The organism is Arenibacter algicola, from assembly GCF_000733925.1.
In the GTDB taxonomy this organism is placed as follows: Bacteria; Bacteroidota; Bacteroidia; order Flavobacteriales; family Flavobacteriaceae; genus Arenibacter; species Arenibacter algicola.
This window is the reverse complement of sequence record NZ_JPOO01000001.1, coordinates 479590-503103: the sequence shown is the minus strand read 5'-3', so window position 1 is coordinate 503103 and position 23514 is coordinate 479590. Positions and strand designations below refer to the sequence as shown.

Sequence of the window (23514 nt, the reverse complement as noted above, 5' to 3'; positions counted from 1 at the left end):
CTATTTATCTTGTCCTAGTTCTACAGCGCGATTAAAAGCGGAGTAAGCAGCCTCTTTAATAAGCTCCTTTACATTATTGTCTTCCATGGAATCCAATGCCGCCCTGGTAGTGCCCCCTTTGGAGGCTACCCTTTCCATCCAAGAATTGGGAGAAAGATCGGATTGATTAAACAACTCTACGGCGCCTTCAAAGGTGTGACTAACCAACATCTTACTGTCATTGCCCGAAAAGCCCATTTTTAAAGCAGCTTCCATCATGCTCTGCATAAAATAGAAAACGTAGGCCGGACCACTCCCAGAAATACCTGTGGAGGCATCTATAAACTTCTCGGAGCTTACCAAAATAGACTTCCCTGTAGTATCCAATAAATTTTCTATGGTCAACAATTCTATTCTTGAGACTTCCTTAGAAGCCGTATATGAAGTTACCCCTTTCCCAATTTGGGCAGGTAAATTTGGCATGGCACGGACAATTTTCTGAAGTCCCAATTGATCTTGCATGGACTTTATAGTCACTCCTGCCATAATTGATATAACAATCTGTCCCTCTTTAACCAGGTCTTTCATCTTCTTAAATAAATCCTCGCTATGGAAAGGTTTTACCGCAATAAAGATTAAGTCTGCCTTGGGCACACAATCCTCCAAATTTTCATGTACTTCAAAATGTAAAATCTTTTTTAAGGACAAGGTCTTTTCTTGGGAACTGTCCAAAATCATTAAATTTCTTTTCTTTAACAGTTTTGATTTTGACATGGATTCCGCGTAGGTCAATCCCATATTCCCTGCCCCAATTACTAATACTTTCATGTATTGTTTTTATGTTAATACGTTAATTTACAACCCTATTTGCACAATAACCATGCGATACCCCATTATTCCATATAGAGTTTAACTGTTGATATGATTTTACCATAGATAAAACCTATACATCGCCCTTAGCCTTTACTATTAGCGCAATTCGATTTTTAAAGAGGATTCGAAAATTTTTGTTTCAAGGCCTTCTAGCCTAGAAAATATAATTGCAAAACCTGACAAAAATGGTGTCTGCATGTAAGAATTGGCAAATAATAAGCATGGCAGTCCACCCTTATCAATAATAACAATTGCAGGAAAATGACCCCTTATATGGGTTACGGAAATAAATCAGTCCTATCAGGTTACAGAAAAACTGTCGGGAGGTAATAAATTAAGGATATAAATTTACCCTTCCTTAATGTAAAAAGTAAATTTTCAACATGGTTGCCTGTTCATTGAACTCATTGGAAACGCCATGTGGAATAGAGCCATCAAAATAAAGCAGATCTCCTTTTTCCAATAGCACCTTGTCCTTTTTAAGCAAATAATTTACCTTTCCTCCCAGCACATAAATTAGTTCATTGGCGTTGGTTGAGATTGGCTTTCGATATGCTCCAGCAGCAACACTAACAATATACACCCTTATACTACTATCCGAAGAAGGACTGGACAAAAGGTGCGTATATTCCAGGTTAACGGAATCTTCCCGTTCTTCTTTGGTCCCCGTTCCATTTTTGATAACGATATAATCTCCCGTAACACTGGATGACAGGTCCAATTCTGACAGATCTATACTAAGCGTCTGCATTATTTTTAATAGCACTGGTAAAGATGGCGTGGTTCTTAAATTTTCAATCTTAGAAATAAGTCCGGCGCTAACACCAGTTCTTTTTGCCACCTGTTGCAAGGTCAAATCCCTCTTCTGGCGGGCCAATTTTAATTGCCTACCTATGTTTATTAGAATGTCATCCATTTAGCTACTATTGGTCATTTGCAGGCATGAATTTGCCACAATGACATTTAATATAGCAAAAATAGACAATTAATTCAATTGAAAAACACTAAAAACAGCTGCGTGATCCGAAGGGAACATAACAGGGTGGTAATCGATTACTTTGGATTCCAAAACATTCAAACTTTTTCCTTTATAATAGATATAGTCGATTCTGTCCCTGAGTCCGTATTTGTCCGAAGAGGTGGCAGCTCTTGGAGTCCATGTAAACCCGGGATCCAACAAAGGATCAATATGCAATTCACGATAACTGTCTATAAATCCGGCAAGGTACATTTCCTTACTCTCTGGCCATTCCACTATTTTTCCGTAATGGATATCCTTGGTTTCCTTTGTCCAATCAAGATGTGACCCCATATTAAAATCGCCCACCATAATTACAGGGGTTTCATCTGTATTTTTTAGATACGGTGTTATGCCTTTTAAAATTTCCTTTATTTCCCCTTGGCGTGTATTTTCCTCATCCGCTATCAAGGCTTTTGGACTTTTATTCTCTGTTATGATGCTCTTGCTATAATCCGGCAAATAATGCAGCCAGGTATCAAAAAAGATTAATTCTTTGGAAGGGCCCATATTTAATTTAACCCCACCAAAATTAAATGGCTTAAAAATCTTAATGGTTTCAGTAATCGGATAACGACTCATTATAGATAAATTGGAACTTATCAGATAAAAGTAATAGCCCAAGGAATCAGCAATTATTTCCCCCGAGCCATAAGTTTCTATAAGTCCAACAATATCCGCATTGGTAGCCTTAATGGTTTCGATGACCCTTTGTACTCCTACCTCTTTGCCATATCTATTTCCTCCATGCCAAATGTTCCAGGTCAACACCTTTAAATGTCGGGCGTCCAATACTAATGGATTATTTTCCGAAATTGGGTAATATTGGGAGTACAACTTTTCAACGGTTTCGGCATCAATGGCCGAATCCCATACCTTTATTTCATCCAAAAAGCCATTAAAGGCATTCCATTGCCCATAGGACCCATATTCCCATTTTTCATCGGAACCTCCTATAACTGTGGCCAATTCGGATTCCAAGACTTTTAACTCCGGCATATTGTATATGGCCACGTTCTTGCCATCAAAATACACCCAAAGTTCATCTTTATCACGATCGATACTTAATAAAATCTGATGCCAACGTCCATCGTTAATTCCTTGTCTTTCCGCAGTGGGCCTATAGTCATATCTATTCTTCCCATCGCTGAGATTTAAGGCCCAGGCTCCATTCTCCTGGGTATATATTTGCCACCCACTGTTAGAAAGCTTATCGGTATTTTTATTTCCAGCAATAACGGCCCCCATTTTGGCATTGGCCAAGGTTTTTACCCAGATTTGAACACTAAAAGACGATTGTTCGGTAAGAACAGGAAAGCTGCCTTTATTTAATTTTACTGGTCTCCTCAATGAGGCGTTTGCTGAAAGATCAAGAGCATAACCGGACAAGCCCTCTGCAAATTGGGACTGCTGAAGATCTACCATATAAATAGCATGGTCTTTAGAAATGATTTTTTCCTCGAAGCTATTGTCATCAAAATCCATTTGAAAAACAGCTTGTTGCGACATTGCCAATTGGCAGATCAGCAAAATGATAAGAATGGGAGCGAACTTAACAATTCTACTAAATAGCACTCTTAGGCCGTGTGTCAATGACCTTAATTTATAATTGAACAGTAGTATCTCTCTACTTTGGAACGACTTACAAAAAACTTGATTCATTTACAGTGCTGATTTTACAATTAGATCTCATTTTATACTTTCTTCTTAAAGCCAACACTCCTATCACTAATGGATGCGGAAAGTCTTGGCGCATCGGGGTGGCCTTTTTCCATAGGGGTTGGACGTACGAATTGACTTTTGCGTCCTTCAATTGAAATTTTACCACTGGGATCCAGGGTTAAAAAGGCAAAAATGGAATCCTCGTACATGGCCCTACTGCCATCGGAGCCATAGCCTTCTCCAACATAAAAATAAGAGGCGCTGTTCATCTGGAAATAGTGCACATTGTTTATATAACTGTGATCGTCTACATGATGGTGGCCACAGAAACAGGCAATAACCTTTTGATAATCCGTTCTATTGTTGGCATCATCAATAACTTTTCTAACCTCAAACCTACTGGGAGAGGACCAACCATCCCAAATTTCGTCAAAGGCCTGATGGGAAATAATTATGGTCTGCTTATCCGTTTTTTCCAAATCCTTCCTTAGCCATTCAATTTGTTTCGGGTTTACCAAACTTCTATTCTGTTGATCAATATAAAAATTGGCATTGCCATAATCTTCATATTTCCCATCTTTCAGTATATAATTTCCATCCATTACCACAAAATGAAAGTCGCCCTTATCAAAGGAATAATAATTACTCTCCATCCCGAAAAAATCCATGGCTTCCTTCTTGGTAACCTTGTCCATATCATGGTTACCCAGCACATGATACTTTTCACCCTTGTAGGTGTTCCAAAGATCCATACACTCCTGGGCTTCTTCCGTTGCAAAGCAAAAATCGCCTCCTTGAATAATAAAATCCAATTTTCGGGAAGATGCCTCCTTTATAAATACCTGCAAACGCTCAAGCCCGTCTGCACAAAAGCCGTGATGGACATCGGTAATAAAACCAATATTGACCTTGTTTTTTTTAGTGATCTCATTTTTAGGTGCAAAGGCGTAAGCCCCAACATTACCCATCCCCAAAGCCAAAGTTCCCAAGCCCATCTTGGCCATGAACTTACGACGTCCTTTTTCTTGATTTTGCATGATGTACTTTCTTAATTGTTTAACCACTTACCTTATTGGATCTGGCGGCGGCACACTTGTTCAGCCATTCTTCCCCAAAGGGATCTATTTTGCCAAATCTAGAAATTTGAAATTCCGAAAAATCGAGGGGGTTTGGCCTTCCCGCTGCCATTTCAGCAATGCCGAGCCCTACCCCGCCTGCAACGGAAATCCCTGCACCACAACACCCCGAGGCCACAAAGAATCCTTTTACGCCCGGTACCTCTCCTACTACCAATTGGGAGTCTGGCGTATAGCCCGAAAATCCGGCCACATAATATTTGATTCCCATATCGTAAAAAGCAGGAAAAAAACGGGCAAGTCGCTCCCCATTCTCAAAAAGATCGTCCATCCCTCCATCGACACTGAAAACGAAATCGGTAATATCCTTCGGAACATCTTGAGGTGAAGTTACCAACGATTTTCCCTCGCGAATCCCAAACAACAGGCCTCCCCCTTCGGGTCGGGCATAGGCTTGGGCATCCGGTAAAAGGACCATGGGCGAATTAGTGGGAAACAGATCGCAGCGTTCCGTTATCCAATACTGACTTCGCACTGGGGCCATAGGAAGGCCCGCCCCCACCTCCTCGGCCAACAGAGGTGCCCAAACACCAGCCGCATCCACAACGGTCTCTGCAAGGATGTCCCCTTCAGTAGTCTTTACGCCCTTCACCGTACCGGCCTCATGTATTAAACCAACTACCTCTACCCCTTGGCGAATTTTAGTTCCCCGGTTTTTGGCACATCTGGCAAAAAAAGTCCCTAACATATAAGGGTCGCAATAGGCTTCATTGGGAACAAATCCTATTTTCAACGCCTCGTCCACCTTTAGCCAAGGTGCTTTTTCCTTGGCCTCTTCCTTACTAATGTAATATGCTTCCTGATCGTATTCCCTGGCAATGCCCATTAACACTTCCAGATCCCTTACCTTGGCTTCGCTTGCTGCTACATGCATCATACCCACCACCTTAAAGTCCAAAGTTTCTCCTAGTTCCCCTTCCATTTCCTTGGCGACTTTAAAAGTCTCTATGGTCAGCGGAATATAGGAGCGCTTGGATCTTACCATGGTCATAAGGGCCGCTGCCCTACTTGTGGCAGCATTATTAAGCTCGTTACGCTCCAAGAGCATTAGCTGTTTTCCTGGATTGTTTTTACTGAAATAATAGGCAATGGCACAACCAAATATGCCGCCTCCAATTATTACCAAATCGGTCTTTTCCATCGAATCGTATTTCTTTTATTGCATATTTTTAGTAGCCAAATCATTTTTATTCACCTTTGTACTTGGATTAAAATGATATTGGAAATAACAGATGATATAGCTTTTTCTTGGTTTAATCCGTACTTTTTAAATTCCACTTTATGGCCGCTAATCCTCCTCCAATGAACGACATGACAACAAAAAAGTAAAATAGATTGTCCCAGCCGTAATACTCATTAATGGCTACTACAATAAAACCTGAAAACATTTGCCCAATAGACCCCATCCCATTAATAATGCCAGCAGCCATTGCCGCTCCCTTGGTACCCCCAACATCCATGGAGCCGGCTGTACAGATAAGTGAATCCGGCCCATAAGTGGCTATCCCTATAAGGGCTATACTGATTATTGTAGCTATTTTTCCATAAGGAACCATATAGGGGTGGGCTAGGCAGGCAAGACCCAATCCGATCATCATTATAGCAACTGTACTAAATCTATTGGATTTAAAGATCTTATCCGAACTGTAACCCGCTAGGATGACACCAAAAAAACCTATAAGCTCATATACCGAAGACATATAACCTGCATCGCTGACATCATAGTGCAGCGCTTTCTCCAAATAGACAGGCAACCAAAAAAGAAAGGCATATCTGGTCATCTTTAGGATCATATAGCAGCTGGAATAGATCCATAGGGAACTATTCCTCAGTAACAGACCCAATATTTTAAGCTTCTCGGCCTTGGCCCCTCCTTCAAATTCGTACTTGTTTTCAACGATTTTGGGCAGGCCAACATCTTCAGGATTGTTTCTGGTAAACAGAAGGTATAAGATGGCAATAACAAAAAGAATCACCGACGGAAATATGAAACCCCTTTTCCAACCAAGCTCTGAAAGGAACTCCATATCAAAAGCCGCATAGGTAGCAAATATAGTAGCCAGAAAGCCCCCGGTAACGTAACAGGTAGACCACCATGACATAACTATACCTCGCTCCGTTCTTCTGAACCAAGGGGTCATATTTTTTATTAATCCGCTCCAACCCGTAGATTGCCCATAGCCATTAACCGCTATAAGAAAAACAATTACGCCAGCAGAAAATGTCATTCCAAGAAATAAGTTTCCAATTGCGGCTAGTAACAACCCAACCGTTACCACCTTTCTGGGTCCAAAAGTATCGGACAGGTACCCATTAACAAATTGCCCAATGGTATATATCAAACTATATACAAAAATGATGGAAGCGTAGTCAGAATTGTCGAGTCCCAAATCCTGCTCCATGGAACTCCATGTAACCGATAAGTTCTTCCTTCCAAAATAAAAGCCCGCATAGGCGAGCCAAGTAAGAACAAATATTCTCTTCCTCCAATATTTTTGATCTACGGTTAAACTCATGTTTGGTATTGGTTATTTATATTTCTTAAAATTTGAGATCACATGACTAAGAAAATGGTTAGAAGGTGCGCACCACCTGTAATTCTGATAATTCTGAACAGGTGGCGGCATTTTATTGATATTGTGGAACATTTATTCAGTTACCACTGCATTTAGATTAAAAACAAAAAGCAACTTTCACTATTAGGTTCTCGTCTGCTGTTCGCTTCAAATCAATCTTCCAAAAACCCTATTTGAACAAGGTATTCCTTCAATACTTTTAGAAAGTCTTCCATATCCTTATAATCGATCTGTCCTATATTGGAAATCCTGAACGTATCATAGTTATTTACCTTCCCCGGGTATATGGTAAACCCTCTTTCAAAGAAATAATCGTGCATTTCATCAAAATCATATTTATCATTCTTGGGCTCAATGATAGAGGTTATAATTTTAGAGTGATGTTCCCTATCTATTAAATATTCCAATCCCATTTCCTCTATCCCGCTTAGTAATGTTTCCCATGACTTGGCATATCTGTCATAACGCTTTACAATGGTTTCTTCTTTGGTCTCTATAATGGCCTGCTTTAATGCATAGAAGGTTTGTACAGGAGGAGTAAACCTGGTTTGATGTGTTTTTTCAAAATAGGCATACTGTGCATATAAGTTTAAATAGAGGTTCCGCATGGGAATGGATTCTGTTGCCAACAATGCTTTCTTATTACATATGGCAAAACCAATTCCCGCCATTCCTTGAATATTTTTATTGGAACTGGCTGCCAAATAATCAATATTCATGGTCTTCATATCTACTGGAATAGCAGCAAAACCACTCATGGAGTCCACTATAAAACTGATATCATAGTTGGCACATAATTTCCCTACGGCAGAAATATCATTTAACAAACCTGTAGTGGTTTCATGATGTATCATGGCCAAGTGCGTTAACCCCTTTTCTCCTTTTATTACCTCTTCAAGAGCTTTTAGATCAATTGGCTCTATGGACGACGATTCAAAAACTACCGTATCCAATTTATAAATTTTGGTTATCTGGCACATGCGCTTGCCATAAGCACCATTATCTATTATAAGAATGCGTCCGTTTTCGGGTACAACGGAACTCAAGATAGCCTCTACGGTGGCCGTTCCTGAACCCCCGAACAAAACAGTGGCATATTCCTTAGGGTCTCCCACAAATTTGGTGATCTCAGTGGCACAGTATTCCATTAGGTCTCCGAATTCCTTTTCCCTTGGACAAATATCGGTAACGACCTGGGCCAATTTTACGGAATCAGTGGTAGTTGCCGGACCAGGATTGAGCAACACATTTCTTTTTATTTGCATTTCGTATTTTCGATTAAGATTTTTGAATTACTTAAATTTTATTAAAAATTATAGATACTTACATTAGGCTATATCCCAAGGCAGGGAATAGGTCTTGACATAGGTATACCCTTTCATGGTCTCGATAACCCCTTCCTTGTACCCCAAGCCGGAATCTTTCACCCCTCCAAAGGGTGTCCATTCCAATCGGTAACTTGGTGCTTCGTTTACGTTTACCGTACCGGTATCCAATTCGGTAATAACTCTCTGAATGGATGGCCAGTGATTACTTACTACTCCGCCAGACAGGCCGTAAGGGGTGTCGTTGGCAATATCGATGGCCTCGTCCAAAGTTTTAAAGCGGATTATTGGCGCAACAGGCCCAAAGGTCTCCTTGGCCACAACTTCATGGGCATTTTGCACATGATCCAAAACGGTAGGGGCATACAGGGCACCATCCCTTTTATGTCCAGCCAATAAAATTGCTCCATTATCAATAGCATCTTGGACACGCAATTCCATTTCCTTGGCGGATTCCTCGGTAATAACAGTACCCATATCATTTTCAGCATCATATGGATCCCCATATTTTAAAGCTTCAACCCGAGCAGTTAATTTAGCGGCATAATCATCCGCTATACTCTCATGCACCAAAATTCTTCTAATAGCGGTACAACGCTGGGCGGAATTTTTGAAGGTTCCGGACATGGTAACCTCTACCGCCTCATCTATATCGGCATCTTCAAGCACCAACAATGCGGAACTACCTCCCAACTCCAAAACCAATTTTTTATATCCTGCTTTGGAGGCTATTATTTTCCCAACCTTACTACCCCCTGTAAAGGATACCATGGTAATTTCTGGATGTATGGTCATCATCTCTGCCGTAGCCTGCACATCTGCACCATTTATTACGTTCAACATATTGGGCGGCAGACCACAGTCCAAGGCCAATTGTGCAAAATAATAAGCCGATAAGGGAGTTTTCTCAGATGGTTTCAAGACCACAGTATTGTTGGTGGCAATTGCCGGGGCTATTTTGTGAACCACTTGGTTCATAGGATGGTTGAAAGGCGTTATACAACTAATGAGTCCCAAGGGAACACGAGTGGTGTATATCCTTCTTGGTTTACCATTTTTTGAAACATCACAGGGAAATACCTGGGAGTCATCATCCAAAGCCTTCATGGCAGAAAATCGCAGCACATCCGAAACTCTACTGGCTTCATAACGGGTATCCTTTAAACAAAGTCCGGTCTCATCGGTAATCATTTTACTTACCTCATCAACCCGCTCTTCCAAAGCATTTGCAATTTTATTCAGTATATCGTACCGTTCATAACGGGTAAGGTTAATTTTAGTGTTCTTGGTATCAGTCAACACCTTATCCAAGGTTTTTGTATCCAAGGAAGCTACCCTGCCCACCTGCTTTTTGGTGTATGGGTTATAAATATCTATCCATTCCCCACTTGTAACCTGCTTTCCATTAATTATACTTCCAAACTCGATCATAGTATTGTTTTAAATGGTTTAGTTAGCGAATCCGTTGCTCAAAAAATGGAACAAGTCGAAGTTCCTACTAGCCCCGGACGCCAATTTTTCACTGTATTCGGCGTTCAATTTCTTGTTAAATATCATGGGCACCACTTGACAGTGTTCTCCCCCATGTGAACGCAAGCCTTCCTTAACCTTATCCAATTCGTGCCAATCAGGGGTTCTACCAATGGTAGTGGCCGAATCTGCCAATACTACCAGGTCACCTATTCTATCGCCGGGAAGTTCATATTCCTCAACCGCCTCGGCATTGGTAAGTACCTTTTCTATTCCGTCCAGGGACAACAAATAGTCCTTGGCCGCCTGTAACTGGGATTTATCTTCCAAATACAAGGTACCATAACCTCCCAAGGCCCCGTGATGCACAACATAGGGATCCGTGATAGGCAATATTACCCTCGATTTAATATTTTGGGCATCCAAAAGTTGTTCTATAAACTGCACTTTTGGACTTCCATCCGCATTGGTCTTGGCCTGCATACCATGATCGGCGGTTACTCCGATAATGGCTCCCAACTTGTCCAGTTCCCCCAGCCAAAGGTCTATTTTTGATAAGAAATCGTTTGCATCCGGACTTCCGGGAGCATATTTATGCTGCACAAAATCGGTTGTTGTTAAATACATAACATCAAAATGTTCGCGCTTTAACAATTTGGCACCGGCCTCTATACAATACACGGAAATATATGGATCATAGATACCTGGTCTTTCCTTGCCCATTAATCCTTGCTCTACGTTTTCAATACCGTTTTCCTCCATAGTAGCCTGATTGGCAAATTCTGCCGAAAAGCAGATACCATCCAAATTGTGGGCAAGCATTTTTCGCAACTTATCCTTGGCGGTAACCACAGCCACTTTTCTACCGTTTTTACTTAACTCTGATAAAATGGTTGGCACCTTCAGATACTTAGGATCGTTCATCATTACCTCTTCCTGAAGGTCGGTATCCCAATAAAAATTCCCACAAATTCCGTTCACCTTGGGTGTAACCCCTGTAACAATCGCCATATTGTTCGGATTGGTAAAGGATGGAATAACACTTTTTACCATTCCCATGGAACCTTCCTTAATAAACCTTTGCAAATTGGGCATTACCTCCTTGGCCCCTTCATAATAGGGATAAGAGGTTCCATCCATACATATTCCAATAATGGTCTGCTTTTGCTTAGGGTAATTTCTGTCGTTAATATTCATGTTTTAAAAAGTCTTTGAGTTTCTCATTAATTTTGCACTAAAGTACAAAATATTTACTAATAGGATAATTTTAGTCACAAAAAATAAATGCTATATAGCTAGGGAAGGAAGGAGTATGATTGTCCTACAAAAATCAACCTAATATGAAGTAAAACAGCTAATTTTAGATTATTATAGCGTTAGCTAAACACTAAATTAATTATATAAAATAACGTGAATTAGATATATATTTTATTTAAAATCCGTTGTTTAAATAATATCTATCCGGTCGAGACCCAAGAAATTTTATTTTTCAAGCTGCTAAAATGACATTTTTTCAAAAATTTGATTTGGAGGCACCTAATAAAGACGACCATGGTTGTGGGATAGTGGCAGTTTTAGCTTATAAGTCGAAGATTTGGAGGTTATCATTTCGAATGTATATGAGAAATCAGACATCTAGCTCTCATCCAGTATGTGCGACTTCTCGTCGTCCCGAAAAGGGACTCTGTCGAAGTGGCTAGCGTTGTCTCCAAATTAGAATTGAAATAACTTTCGGCCGCTAAAACGATATCATATCAAAACATTGGTTATAAAATGTTTAGTAAAGTTGTCAATGGTAGCGAGGGTCGAGACCTCATTATAAAAGCGTTACAGTTCAATAACCTCTCGACTCCGCCTGTCTTTCCGACTAGGCAGTCTCGAGGGGACTGTAGCAATTTTTTAATTTACACGAAATCAATGTCTTGCACGTAGTTCATATCGCTCACGTTAAAATAAGTTTTTTTCAAATAAAAATATGGAAGCCATGGACCAACAAGGTCCAAACAAAAATCCCTATTTCATTTAAGAAATAGGGACTTACAAAATTTTGTAGTTGTAAAATTATTAATCTATCAACCCAAAAGCTCTGGGCAGCCACAAGGAAAGTTCTGGAACATAAGTCAATATCAACAATACGGCAGTCATTGCCGCCAATAGGGGCAATAACGGTTTTATCACTTTTGTAACAGGCACTTTGGCAACACCACTACCCACAAACAGCAGCGTACCTACTGGAGGGGTACATACCCCTATACACAAATTGAGAACGATTACCATCCCAAATTGCACCGGGTGCATCCCCAAGGCCATAACTACTGGCAAAAAAATAGGTGTAAAAATAAGTACTGCCGGGGTCATATCCATAAATGTACCTACTACCAGTAAGGTGATATTTATAAAAAGCAATACCAATAAGGGGTTTTTAACCGATTCCAAAAGGAAGCCCGTTAATGACTGCGGAATGGACTCGAAAGAGAATAACCAGGACATGGCCATGGAAGTAGCAATTAAGAACATCACTATTGCAGTAGTTTTGGCGCTTCGAAGAAGGATAGGCCTAAAATCTGCAAACTTAAGTTCCCTATTTACAAAACCAAGTAACATGGCATAGACTACAGCAATAGCCGCTGCTTCCGTAGCGGTAAAAATACCGACTACAATACCTCCCACGACTATAACCAATAAGGTTAAACTTAAAAAAGCATTCCTAAAATCGCGGAACAGCTTTTTAAAACCCACCCTTTCTTCCTTGGGCAAGCCTTTTTTTCTAGCATAAAAATACACCATCATCATAATGGCCAGACCTACCAAAATACCGGGTATATACCCAGCAATAAACAGAGCGGCTACCGATGCGGTTCCTCCACTGGCCAACGCAAAGATTATTAAAACGTTACTCGGCGGGATCAATAGTCCTGTTGTTGATGCACTAATATTAACGGCTGCACTAAATTCCCTTGGATAACCGTCTTTAGCCATCTTTTCCGTCAAAGTACTTCCAATGGCCGATGCAGCTGCAATGGCCGATCCTGATATGGCCCCAAACAACATGGCGGAAATTATATTAACATATGCCAATCCACCGGGCAAACTACCGATAAGCGATTTTGCAAAGTCTATCAAACGATTCGCAATACCTCCCCGATTCATAATTTCCCCTGCCAAAATAAAGAAGGGAATGGCCAATAAGGCAAAATTATCGATACCTGTCGTCATCCTTTGACTTACCGTTGTGATGGAAGGCATGAATGCTATATTGATCAATAATGTTATCGTTGTTGAAATCCCAATGGCATAAGCCACTGGTACTCCGTAGGCCAACAAACCCATAAAACTAATAAACAATACTAGGATACTTATGGTTTCAATACTCATTGTTGTTGGCGTTAAAGGTTATTTTAATATGATAAACGGAAAAGAAAATGATCATTAGCCCACTAATAGGCACAATGGCGTACACATAGCCAAGTGGCACCAATAAAGCAGGGGACAATTGTCCCAACTTTAAAGTAGTGTAAACTAAATTACCTCCACCAATAACCATAATGACCAAGGCGAAAACAGCCATCACTACCTGTATTATTCTATGTCTCCTTTTTTGTTTGTCTACTGGAAGTTTGGATAATAAAAAATCCATGGACAGATGTCCTTCCTTTTGTCCGTTGATATAAGCGGCACCCAAAACGGTTAGCCAGATCAACGAAAATCTAGCAAATTCCTCGGTAAAGGAGCTGGATTGTCCCACCACATATCGGGAGACTACCTGCCACACCACATCCAGCACCAATAAACTAAATATTATTACCAACAACCCTTCAATGGCCTTATTCAATATTCTGTACGTCGTTTGCATTATTGATTGTTAATTTGGTCGATTATTTTTTTCATCTTTGGATCCTTGATCAATTCCTCCAAAATGGGCTTGGTCTTTTCAACAAAGGGAGTCTTATCCGGATAATAGATTTCTACATTTGCCTCTTTTAGGACCTTCATACCCTCCTCTACGTTTTCCTTCCAATAGACTTTTTGTTTTTTCACGCTTTCAACTGCCGCATCCTGCAACCATCCTTTTTCAGTATCGCTCAGGGTATCCCAAAATTTGGTGCCTACCACCACTACATCCGGTACCATACTATGTTCGTCCAAGGTATAAAATTTGCACACCTCGTAGTGATTGGAGGTTACAAAGGAAGGAACATTGTTTTCTGCACCATCCACTACTCGCTGTTGAAGAGCAGTATAAAGCTCACCATAGGCCATAGGGGTAGCAGAACCACCTAGGTCGTTTACCATATTAACCGCCATTTGGTCGTTCATTACCCTGATTTTTTTGCCCTTTAAATCCTCCGGTGTCTTTATAAATCCGTCCAAGGTATAGAAGCTTCTACTCCCGGCATCATAAAAACAGAGGCCGCGTAGCAAATATTCGCTGCCTCCTTCCAGAAGCTCCTGCCCTACTTTACCCTCCAGGACATTGAACATATGTTCGCTGTCCCTAAACAAATAAGGTACTCCCAGAACCCTATATTCCGGCGCAAAACTGGACATGGCGGCAGCACTTACCTTGGTCATGGCCACGCTTCCTATCTGCAATAATTCCAAGACCTCCCTTTCTGTACCCAACTGGCCATCGGGAAAAACCTTAATCTGCAATTTTCCGCCCGATTTTTCATTAAGGGCTTCTTTCATGGCCAGAATACCTTTATGGACTGGATGGGTTATTGGTAGGGAGTGTGCAAAGAACAAGGTTTTGTGATCCGTAATATCTGAACAAGAATACAAGCCTAAACATACCAAAACACCAATTGTAACAACTAATTTTCTCATTAGGGATTTATAAACTTGCATAGACATTTTTTAAATTGGACGTTAACGTTAACGCAATTGACTTATATATTTTAATTCCAAACCTTAAAAATACTCTTTTTTTAAAATTTAACAACAATTCATTACAATAATAGCAATTTAGTTGCATCTTCATCAACAATAACACCTCTGTTTTACATATTTACTAATCTGGTTTGAACAACATTTCCCTAATGCCCTTTTCCAGGCCATAGAGCTCTGCCATACCAATAGCCCTCCCTATTAGCGAATACCCCGAATAGAATTCGTCTTTTCTTTTTTTATCATCCAACAAAACATGTCCGTGATCCGGCCTGATGGGTATTGCCACCTCCCCATATCCACTTTCATGTCTACTTAATTGCTCCTTAACAATTTCCAGCATTATCTTGGACATGGGAATGGATCCATCCAAATGGGCGGCTTCATAGAATCTACCGTCTTCTTCCCTAGATACATTTCTTAGGTGTAAAAAATGAATTTGTGGCCCAAAATCCCGAATAATTTTAAGAAGGTCATTGGAGTCCACCGCTCCCAAGGAACCAGAGCAAAAGGTTAATCCATTGCTGGGTGAAGGAACGCAATCCAAAATAAATTCCAAATCCTCGTAGGTAGAGGCTATACGGGGAATTCCAAAAACGGGAAATGGTGGATCATCCGGATGCAGGGCCATTTTTATACCCAGCTTTTCGGCCTCCGGAATAATCGCTTTTAAAAAATATGCCAGATTTTCCCTAAGGACCGATTTTTCAATCTTACTGACTTCCTCGAGAGTGTCCCTAAAATCGGAAAGGGGAATGGCATCCTTGGAGCCAGGCATCCCAGCCAATATAGCACTTTTTAGCAGCTCACGTCCCTGCTGGTCTAAGTCATTATAATAATTTTCAGCCTTATGAATGATTTCATCATTATAGACCTGAGCTGCCCCATCCCTTTGCAGGATATACAAATCAAAAGCAGCAATTGCCACAGGGTCGTACAATAAACTTATAGCCCCTGTTGGAAGTACATAATTTAAATTGGTACGGGTCCAATCTATCAATTGCATAAAATTATAGCAGACCACCTTAATGTTGTTTTCCGCCAAATTACGGAGAGTCTCAATATAGTTCCGGATATAAAAGTCCCTTTCCGGAAGACCATATTTAATAGCTTTGTGTATATTAACACTTTCCACTACGGACCATTCCAAGCCATTGGACTCTATTTCCTTTTGGACCGCCCTTATAACTTCAGAAGACCAAATTTCTCCAATGGATACCTGGTGGCATGCCGTGACCACGCCATCCACTCCCAATTCCCTGATATCCTTTAGAGATACTCCAAAACTGGGCCCGAACCACCTCAGGGTTTTTTTTAAATTTTTCAATAATATGCGCTATTAAAATGTTATTACTTTGTAATAATGAGGACTTGCGGACAGTATTTGCAATGCACTTAACATAACACACAAAACTCATGGCCATCCCTACATCTGCGAATACACAGCCCCTACCTACGGCAGGCAGGCTACCCTCCCGCTAAAAAGCGGGAGAGGCTCTATTAAGAGGGGAATTTGATCTCCCTTCGAATTATATAGTGTTGTGTTATTTAAGTTGCAAAAATTATACTCCAGAGAAGGAACTAAAACCTCCGTCGATATCATAAATGGTCCCTGTCACAAAAGAGGAAGCATCACTTAGCAGATAATGTACCATTCCGTTAAGTTCTGAGGCATCCCCAAAACGGCCCATTGGAGTATTGGTAATAATTTTTTCACCCCTGTCCGTAAAGGAACCGTCTTCATTGGTCAATAGCCTTCTATTCTGATTTCCTATGAAAAAACCTGGTGCAATGGCATTCACCCTTATCTTATCACTAAACTTAGAAGCCAGTTCATTGGCCATCCACTTAGTGAAGATATCCACTCCTGCCTTGGCCATGGAATAACCCAACACACGTGAAATGGTCTGTTTGGCCGCCATTGAAGATATATTCACTATGGATCCAAAGCCTTGTTTTGCCATAATTTCACTTAGTACAATGGTTGGAATTACGGTGCCGAACAAATTTATGTCCACTACTTTTTGAGTATCGGCCAACTCAATATCATAAATTGTCTGGTCCGGTTTTAAAGTAGCCCCAGGGATGTTTCCTCCGGCCAAATTTACTAGTCCGTCCAATCTCTTAAACTTGGTTGTTATAGTATTCTTCAACTCGGTTAATTGCTTTTCATCCATCACATCCAAAACGAATAAATGTGCACTGTTGGGAGCAATTGCATCCAATTCCTTGCACTTTTCCTCCAGTTTATCCAGGGACCTGCCCAAGAGCAATACCTTGGCTCCGTTTTCTACAAGATACTTGGCAATTGACCCTCCTAAAGTACCTGTTGCACCGGATAAGGCATAAATTTTATTTTCAATCGAAAAAAGTTTACTCATCAATTTTGTTTTTATAATTCTATTTTAAAAAACCCAAATATAACACAAGGGCACAATATTTAACATAATATCCAATATTTACCCTAGGCCAATTACCAAAGGTTTTCATAGTTCAAAAAGTCCCCCCTAAGTCTCTATGTAAAATATACAACCTTACTCTTTGGCCATTTTATATGCTTCAATGGTCGTGTAATACTTGGTAATCATATTGGGTACCTCCCAGTTGGGCAATTTACCATTTTCCAGATAACGCAGATAATTCTGCGTCACTTGGCCAAAATGTGCCTCATGACCAATTTTAAATTCATCTGGAATATTGATCTTCCACATGTCTTCTGATACTTTTTCCGCTTTAGTTCCCGCAAATTTGGAATTTATATGCTGTTCTATTGCCTCAGCTATGACATTATCAAAATTTTCCCCTCCCTTGGATTTGATATATAAGGTAGGCTTATAATTTTCTTCCGCTCCCTGTTTAATGATAAGGTCGCTTTTAGTCCCCCTCATAATACTATAATGGGTATCCCCTGTGCCTTCAGGAGCTTCATAATTCCATATCACAGAAACCTTGGCATATTTTCCTTTAATTTTATACAACATTTCCCCATTGCAGAACACCTTAAGTTTATCGCCCTCTAAGTCTTTCTGCAGGTAATCCGGATAATTCTCCAAGCCGGTAACCCTTTTAAATTCCTCCAATGTCAAGATTGTTGGCCAACGCTTTGCCTCCACCATTTCAATATCCGCGCGTTCAATAATCTCGTCCGGAAAAAGTTCCCATTGCACTAAATCTACCAAGTGGGTGGTTACATCTACAATACCCTCACCCTCTTCATTAACATCAAAAAACCACGCAGGTCTAACCAATGGCTGTCCTGAAACATACTTGAAGAAATGATGCACACTTTCCTTTATGATGGCCGGTTCTTCCTTACTTCCCTCCAATACTTGACCAAAGACCTCCGGCAACATGGAAAACTGCCTTTGCATTCCGGTCGTAACCTCAAAACGCTCTGTCATAATATCATAGATCATGACCCCTTTTTCATTTGCTATTTTGAAGGCCTCCTCCAATTTCTGGAATCCCTCTGGGTTGATCACCAATGGTTTATCCGCATAAACGTTCAACCCGGCCTTTACAGCTGCCAAAATATAGTCTATTTTTTTAGAGTTTTTCCCTGCCACAACCATGACATTGCCCGGTTTTTGGGAAATCATTTTTTCTAAATAATCGTTTCCAAAATAACTGTCTACCTTCCAATGTGTGGGGTTTTCAGTCCTTGTATTGTAGGACTTGATTTTGTTTAAAAAATCGTTTACTTCCGGTCCTTCGGGTGCAAAAACATAGATGGTGGAATCTACCCCCTCATACATCGTTTTTTGAACCAGAGCAGCATGAAAATGCCCTGGGTCCAAGGTCATTAGTCTAACTTGCCCTGGATTATCGTCCATAGTGGGTTTCACTTCTTTTTTACTTTCCCCGCAACCTAGACATAAGATTGCCAATAGGGCTAAAACATTATACTTCATTTATCGGATTTATTACGGATAACAATAAGCCCTCCATTGTTCAACCTGTTTTTGACCAAAGGAGGGATTATTTTTTGCATTGTTAAATATATAACATGTTTACTAAACTTTCACAAAGTCGGTACCATAAGGCTTTCTTTGTTCCCTGTGCAACATGGCATTGGCTTCATCATCGTTAATAAACATTTCCTTCTCATTGTCCCACTCCAATTTTCTATCAAATTGCATGGCGATATCACTGATCAAACAAGTTACGCAGGCCTTGTGTCCTTTTTCAATGGGTGAAATCGGAGCTTTCCTTGTTTTAATACAATCCAACCAGTTACCGTGTTGATCATCGATCTTCTCCAAATGGGTCTCGTTATCACCGATTACCGATTCCAATATTTTAGGATCAGAGGCATTAAGGGCTTTGGCACTCTTTTCCTGATCCACAGGATCTGAGGCTGAAGCTTGATAGGCCCCTCGGGACACAAAAATCCATCCGTCCGTACCCTCATAACGTATTCCGTTGGTATAACCTCCACTGGTATAAACTGTAATTCCGTTGTCATATTCGTGTTTCACAAAGAAATCACCATGCACGTTCCACAGACCCGATTTTGGAAACTCTGCCAAAGCCTCTACGGATTTTGGCCCTGTTAGTTCAGTATCCATTCCCCATGCTGCGGAATCATAATGGTGCTGTCCCCAACCTGTTATCATACCTGCTCCATAGCTTCTAAGACGAAGCCAACCCGGCCTACTATAGCCCTGCTGCGGATGAACACCTATTTCGGTATAGGGAACTTCTGGTGTTGATCCCAACCACATGTCAAAGTTTAAATTTTTAGGAACCGGCATTGCTGGTGCTTCAGGTCCTGCCGGATCCCCTGGAAGCCCAATTTTCACCGTATGGATTTTACCTATACGGCCATTTCTGACCAACTCCGCAGCTACTCTAAACTGGGGCATAGCCCTTTGTTGGGTTCCTACCTGCAGAATAACGCCCGTTTTCTGAACTGCATCACGTAACTGCTGGCCTTCCCTTACCGTAAGGGAGGTTGGCTTCTGAAGGTATATATCCTTTCCGGCCAAGGCAGCTTCCATAGCTGGTTGCGAATGCCAGTGGTCCGGGGTACTAATAACCACCGCATCAATGTCCTTATTAAGTAACATTTCGCGATAGTCGTCGTAGATTTTGGTGTCCATATATTTATCCTTACCTGTCTTCTCCTTATAGAACTTGTCTACCAATACCTTTGCATCGGCAGCCCTATTGGAATCCAGATCACATACTGCAACATAACGGGATTGGTCAAATCTAATGGTATCGTGAATATCATGATCACGGGCTATTCTTCCGCAACCAATTTGCCCGATATTGATCTTATTGCTCGGTGCATTTTTCCCAAATACGCTTGCTGGTACTATAGTTGGAAATCCAACAACAGCTGCAGTAGTCAATAAGGAGTTGTTGATAAACTTTCTTCTTTGCATCTTTTTTGATTTTAATTTACAAATTATTTGGCTGAAAACCTGGGCATTAACCCTTGTCCTCGGGTTTATTCTATTACAATTCTAGGCATTTCTGCAAAACTCTTCCAATAAGATTCGGCTTCCTCGGCAGTTAGTTTGCCATCGAATACCACCATCCTATATTTTAATCGATAATCTTTATTAGGCTCTATTTTCCATTCCTCATGCCGAATTGGGCAAAACTCGAAAAACATATCGCCTCTTCCCCCATTACCATCAATAGGCCAAACACGCATTGGTTCCGGATGAGCTCTATTCTCAGGATAACTTAAAAACAAAACACCATTGGTTCCCTTGCCGTCGGCCGATTCCCCGGTAACCATACACCAACGGGCGTTGGTCCCATCGGCAGTAAGGCGATCGTTGCCTTCGGAGGTAAGCACTGTACAATTATCCTTGTGCCAACGTTCGGTAAACCGCATCCCAAGACCACCTCCATATCGATACGCTTCAAAAAGAATACCGTTTTCCAGTGGCGAATTAAAATTGGATGTATAATCTACCATATACCTATCTGGGCGGTCCAGGTCCCACACCTTCACCTCCAATTCCTCGTTCAACGCTATGCGCTTATCCGCGGAAGCTTTTAGGTTGATATGCTCTTGGCGCGCACTAAAGCCCCCATATACAGCTCCAGAATTAGTGTCGTTAAAATCCTTAAAAAGGACCGTTCCCTGTCCCTCCACCAAATTCCAAAAATCTACCCTTTCACCTTCTATCTGGGTATGTGTCCATGGTCCCCAAATACCATAATGATGATAGTGATCAGGGGGTTGAATACGGCTAATGGTATCACCGGAAGGAGAAAGTAAAGGGTGAATATACCCGGATTTTTTGAAAATGGAATCCACCCCTTCTGGAGGATAGGTCATTCCATATCTATATGTAAGTAAGGGTATAGAACCTTTGATCAATTGTAGATCCCCATTGTTCTTTTCCATTTTTATGCCACCCGAGCCCTCGTTGACACTCGCTTTACTTACTATTTCATAAGAACCTTTGTTGCCTGAATCATGAACAAACCATATATGTTTTTTATCCTTGTCAAATTGAAATGGAATTTGTTCCCCGTTAGAGGTCAACGCCAAATTATCTTGGCCGTTCGTATCTTCGAGCCCTATGGCTTCCACTTTTAATGAAATTGGCGAAGATTGAAAAATTCCATCATCCTCCACTATTTTGAAACTATACTTCTCGTTATCATTACAGGATAATAGGAAAACTAAAAAACAAGCGAGGAGAATATGTCTCATTAAAATAGGTTTGGATGATGAAATTTACAAAAAACTAATTAACTCAATACAACTATTATTCTTCGGGTATGGTCGTCAATGGCGGAATATTATTCTCTGCTCCCGGGTACCCTTCATTCTGATTTATTATTCCCTGGGTATTGGCATTGATCGCTGAGGCAGGAATTGGCCATAGCACGTGATATGGACTCATGGTATATTCATCCCCATGAATTGTCTTAACGCCTAGGTTATAAAAGTCCGTAACCTCCATTATCCGATCGTACCAAAAATTATCCGTAGAAAAATTAGCCAGACTATAGGTCTTACCATTATAGGCTGTTTTACCAGTCTTTGCAAAAATGTAAGCAATGCGCGTCAGTTCTGTTTTCCTATTCTCCTCATAATACAATTCCCGTGCACGTTCGTCCAAAATGTAGTCTATATCCACATCCGCAGCCGTAATCTCATCGGCCTCTGCCCTTCTTCTAACCACATTAATATCCTCAGCGGCAAGCCCTAAATTTCCTTTCCAAAAGTATGCCTCAGCCCTTAACAAATAGGTTTCAGCTATACGGTACACATACCAATCGCCATGCCCTCCGGCCGGTTTTACATTCAGGGGATCCGGAACAAAAAATTTGTAATGTGGAAAACCATACCAGTTTCTTATAGTATCCGAACATAGCGGAGTCCCATTGGGCAAATAAAGCTCCAGATTTTTCCCATAATAGGAATTTCCGGAATTTTGTAAGCTAGGTGCATTATAAACCAAATCCTCCATATCATACCAATTGCCCAATTTGTGACGTTGATCGTTATTGGAATTTTTCCATATCTCTTTGGTGCTGTAATGCGTACCTCTATTTCTACCTATTCCCCTGCCAATGGCAGTCACCTGATCTATATCTATTCCAGGGGCATCGGACATTCCGTTCTGACCATCTGGTGTGTTGATAAAGCGCCACCAAAGGGGCACCGCTTGTCTTTGGATACTTGTACCACCAGCATAATCACCATTATCCTCATATCCCAACCTGTCTATAACCACCAATATTCCTTCAGTATTTCCAGGGATACTTTTGTTTTCCACACGGTGCAAATCCCAAGTAACATCCTTTGATGCGTTACCGGCATCTATCCCAAAGCGATCCGTCGTTAAAGTATGGGTGCTACCATTGATTATCTGGGAAGAAGATGCTATTGCAGCATCAAAATCGCCCAACGCAAGATTAACCTTGGTCAACAAATGTAAAACTGCATCCCTATTAATATCCCCATTGTTTGCCACTTCATTTACCAAGGGGACGGCTATATTAAGATCTTCCTGCATTTTTATTAGGATGGTCTCCCTGGCCGTAGTAACAAAGTCTAACCTAGCCGAGGTAATCTCCTCCAATATCAAAGGAATATCTCCAAACTGCTGGGTCAATCTATAGTATCGGTAAGCTCTATGAAAAAGGGCACGACCTAAAATATCATTCTTTTGAGCATCACTTTCAAAGGTAGCATCGTCCAATCTTCCTATTACGGTATTGGCATACTTTATGCCTTTGTAGAATTCCTCCCAAAACCATCCAATTCGATTAAAATTGGCAGAGTTTAGATTGGCATCAGGTAGTATTAAAAGATTTAAATCCTGCGCCGGACCTGATTTATCCGTTGTACCTTCTACCGATACTTCGGAAAAGATATTCTCAGTAATCATTGGAGCCCCATCTCCATAGTACTCTGCCCTTAAATTCCTCATGGCTTGGGACAAAAGACTATTTAATCCTTCCGGAGTATCCAAGGCGTTACTTGGTGTAAAGAACGATTGCGGATCGGCATCCAAAAATTCTTCCTCACAACCCGTGAAGGTTATGGCAACAATTAGGGTAAAGCTTAAGAAGGCTTTTCGATAGTTGTATATTATATTTCTCATTGC

Annotated in this window: 18 protein-coding genes; all 18 read right to left on the bottom strand. The window is 40.9% G+C overall.

What is annotated here, in order from left to right; all coding sequences use genetic code 11:
• Positions 1–807 carry a pyrroline-5-carboxylate reductase gene (gene proC / locus U735_RS0102055; RefSeq protein ID WP_031442236.1) on the bottom strand — a complete coding sequence of 269 codons (807 nt, stop codon included), beginning with the start codon at positions 805–807 and terminating at the stop codon, positions 1–3.
• 403 nt (positions 808–1210) lie between these two features.
• Entirely contained in the window at positions 1211–1768 is a 558-nt protein-coding gene (locus U735_RS0102050) for a helix-turn-helix domain-containing protein (RefSeq protein WP_031442235.1), read from the bottom strand.
• A gap of 69 nt (positions 1769–1837) precedes the next feature.
• On the bottom strand, positions 1838–3532 hold the full coding sequence (locus U735_RS24855) for an endonuclease/exonuclease/phosphatase family protein (protein ID WP_083260538.1): 1695 nt from the start codon (positions 3530–3532) through the stop codon (positions 1838–1840).
• Between the two features lie 32 nt (positions 3533–3564).
• Positions 3565–4569 (bottom strand): metallophosphoesterase family protein, encoded by a 1005-nt coding sequence (locus tag U735_RS0102040; RefSeq protein WP_031442233.1) that lies wholly within the window; start codon positions 4567–4569, stop codon positions 3565–3567.
• A gap of 19 nt (positions 4570–4588) precedes the next feature.
• Positions 4589–5809 carry an NAD(P)/FAD-dependent oxidoreductase gene (locus tag U735_RS0102035; protein ID WP_031442232.1) on the bottom strand — a complete coding sequence of 407 codons (1221 nt, stop codon included), beginning with the start codon at positions 5807–5809 and terminating at the stop codon, positions 4589–4591.
• A 112-nt stretch (positions 5810–5921) separates the two neighbouring features.
• Positions 5922–7184: an MFS transporter gene (locus U735_RS0102030; protein WP_031442231.1), complete on the bottom strand. Its 1263-nt coding sequence runs from the start codon at positions 7182–7184 to the stop codon at positions 5922–5924.
• A 212-nt stretch (positions 7185–7396) separates the two neighbouring features.
• Positions 7397–8509, bottom strand: coding sequence for a 2-aminoethylphosphonate aminotransferase (locus U735_RS0102025; protein ID WP_031442230.1), 1113 nt, complete (start codon positions 8507–8509; stop codon positions 7397–7399).
• A 63-nt stretch (positions 8510–8572) separates the two neighbouring features.
• Positions 8573–10000: an aldehyde dehydrogenase family protein gene (locus U735_RS0102020; protein ID WP_031442229.1), complete on the bottom strand. Its 1428-nt coding sequence runs from the start codon at positions 9998–10000 to the stop codon at positions 8573–8575.
• Between the two features lie 18 nt (positions 10001–10018).
• Complete coding sequence (phnA, locus tag U735_RS0102015; RefSeq protein WP_031442228.1) at positions 10019–11236, bottom strand: phosphonoacetate hydrolase; 1218 nt, start codon at positions 11234–11236, stop codon at positions 10019–10021.
• Positions 11237–12103: 867 nt separating this feature from the next.
• Positions 12104–13414, bottom strand: a complete 1311-nt coding sequence (locus U735_RS0102010) for a TRAP transporter large permease (protein ID WP_031442227.1) — start codon at positions 13412–13414, stop codon at positions 12104–12106.
• Positions 13404–13892, bottom strand: coding sequence for a TRAP transporter small permease (locus U735_RS0102005; protein WP_031442226.1), 489 nt, complete (start codon positions 13890–13892; stop codon positions 13404–13406). Before U735_RS0102005 ends, U735_RS0102010 begins: the two co-directional genes overlap by 11 nt.
• Positions 13892–14866: a TRAP transporter substrate-binding protein gene (locus tag U735_RS0102000; RefSeq protein ID WP_051891972.1), complete on the bottom strand. Its 975-nt coding sequence runs from the start codon at positions 14864–14866 to the stop codon at positions 13892–13894. Before U735_RS0102000 ends, U735_RS0102005 begins: the two co-directional genes overlap by 1 nt.
• Positions 14867–15050: 184 nt before the next feature.
• Positions 15051–16253 carry a mannonate dehydratase gene (gene uxuA, locus U735_RS0101995; protein ID WP_031442224.1) on the bottom strand — a complete coding sequence of 401 codons (1203 nt, stop codon included), beginning with the start codon at positions 16251–16253 and terminating at the stop codon, positions 15051–15053.
• 235 nt (positions 16254–16488) lie between these two features.
• Positions 16489–17307, bottom strand: a complete 819-nt coding sequence (locus U735_RS0101990; protein ID WP_031442223.1) for an SDR family oxidoreductase — start codon at positions 17305–17307, stop codon at positions 16489–16491.
• 153 nt (positions 17308–17460) lie between these two features.
• Positions 17461–18837 carry a putative oxidoreductase C-terminal domain-containing protein gene (locus U735_RS0101980; protein WP_031442222.1) on the bottom strand — a complete coding sequence of 459 codons (1377 nt, stop codon included), beginning with the start codon at positions 18835–18837 and terminating at the stop codon, positions 17461–17463.
• A gap of 102 nt (positions 18838–18939) precedes the next feature.
• Positions 18940–20316 (bottom strand): Gfo/Idh/MocA family protein, encoded by a 1377-nt coding sequence (locus tag U735_RS0101970; protein WP_031442221.1) that lies wholly within the window; start codon positions 20314–20316, stop codon positions 18940–18942.
• A 65-nt stretch (positions 20317–20381) separates the two neighbouring features.
• Positions 20382–21608 carry a DUF6807 domain-containing protein gene (locus U735_RS0101965; protein ID WP_031442220.1) on the bottom strand — a complete coding sequence of 409 codons (1227 nt, stop codon included), beginning with the start codon at positions 21606–21608 and terminating at the stop codon, positions 20382–20384.
• Positions 21609–21663: 55 nt separating this feature from the next.
• Positions 21664–23511: a RagB/SusD family nutrient uptake outer membrane protein gene (locus U735_RS0101960; protein WP_031442219.1), complete on the bottom strand. Its 1848-nt coding sequence runs from the start codon at positions 23509–23511 to the stop codon at positions 21664–21666.
• Positions 23512–23514: the final 3 nt, after the last annotated feature.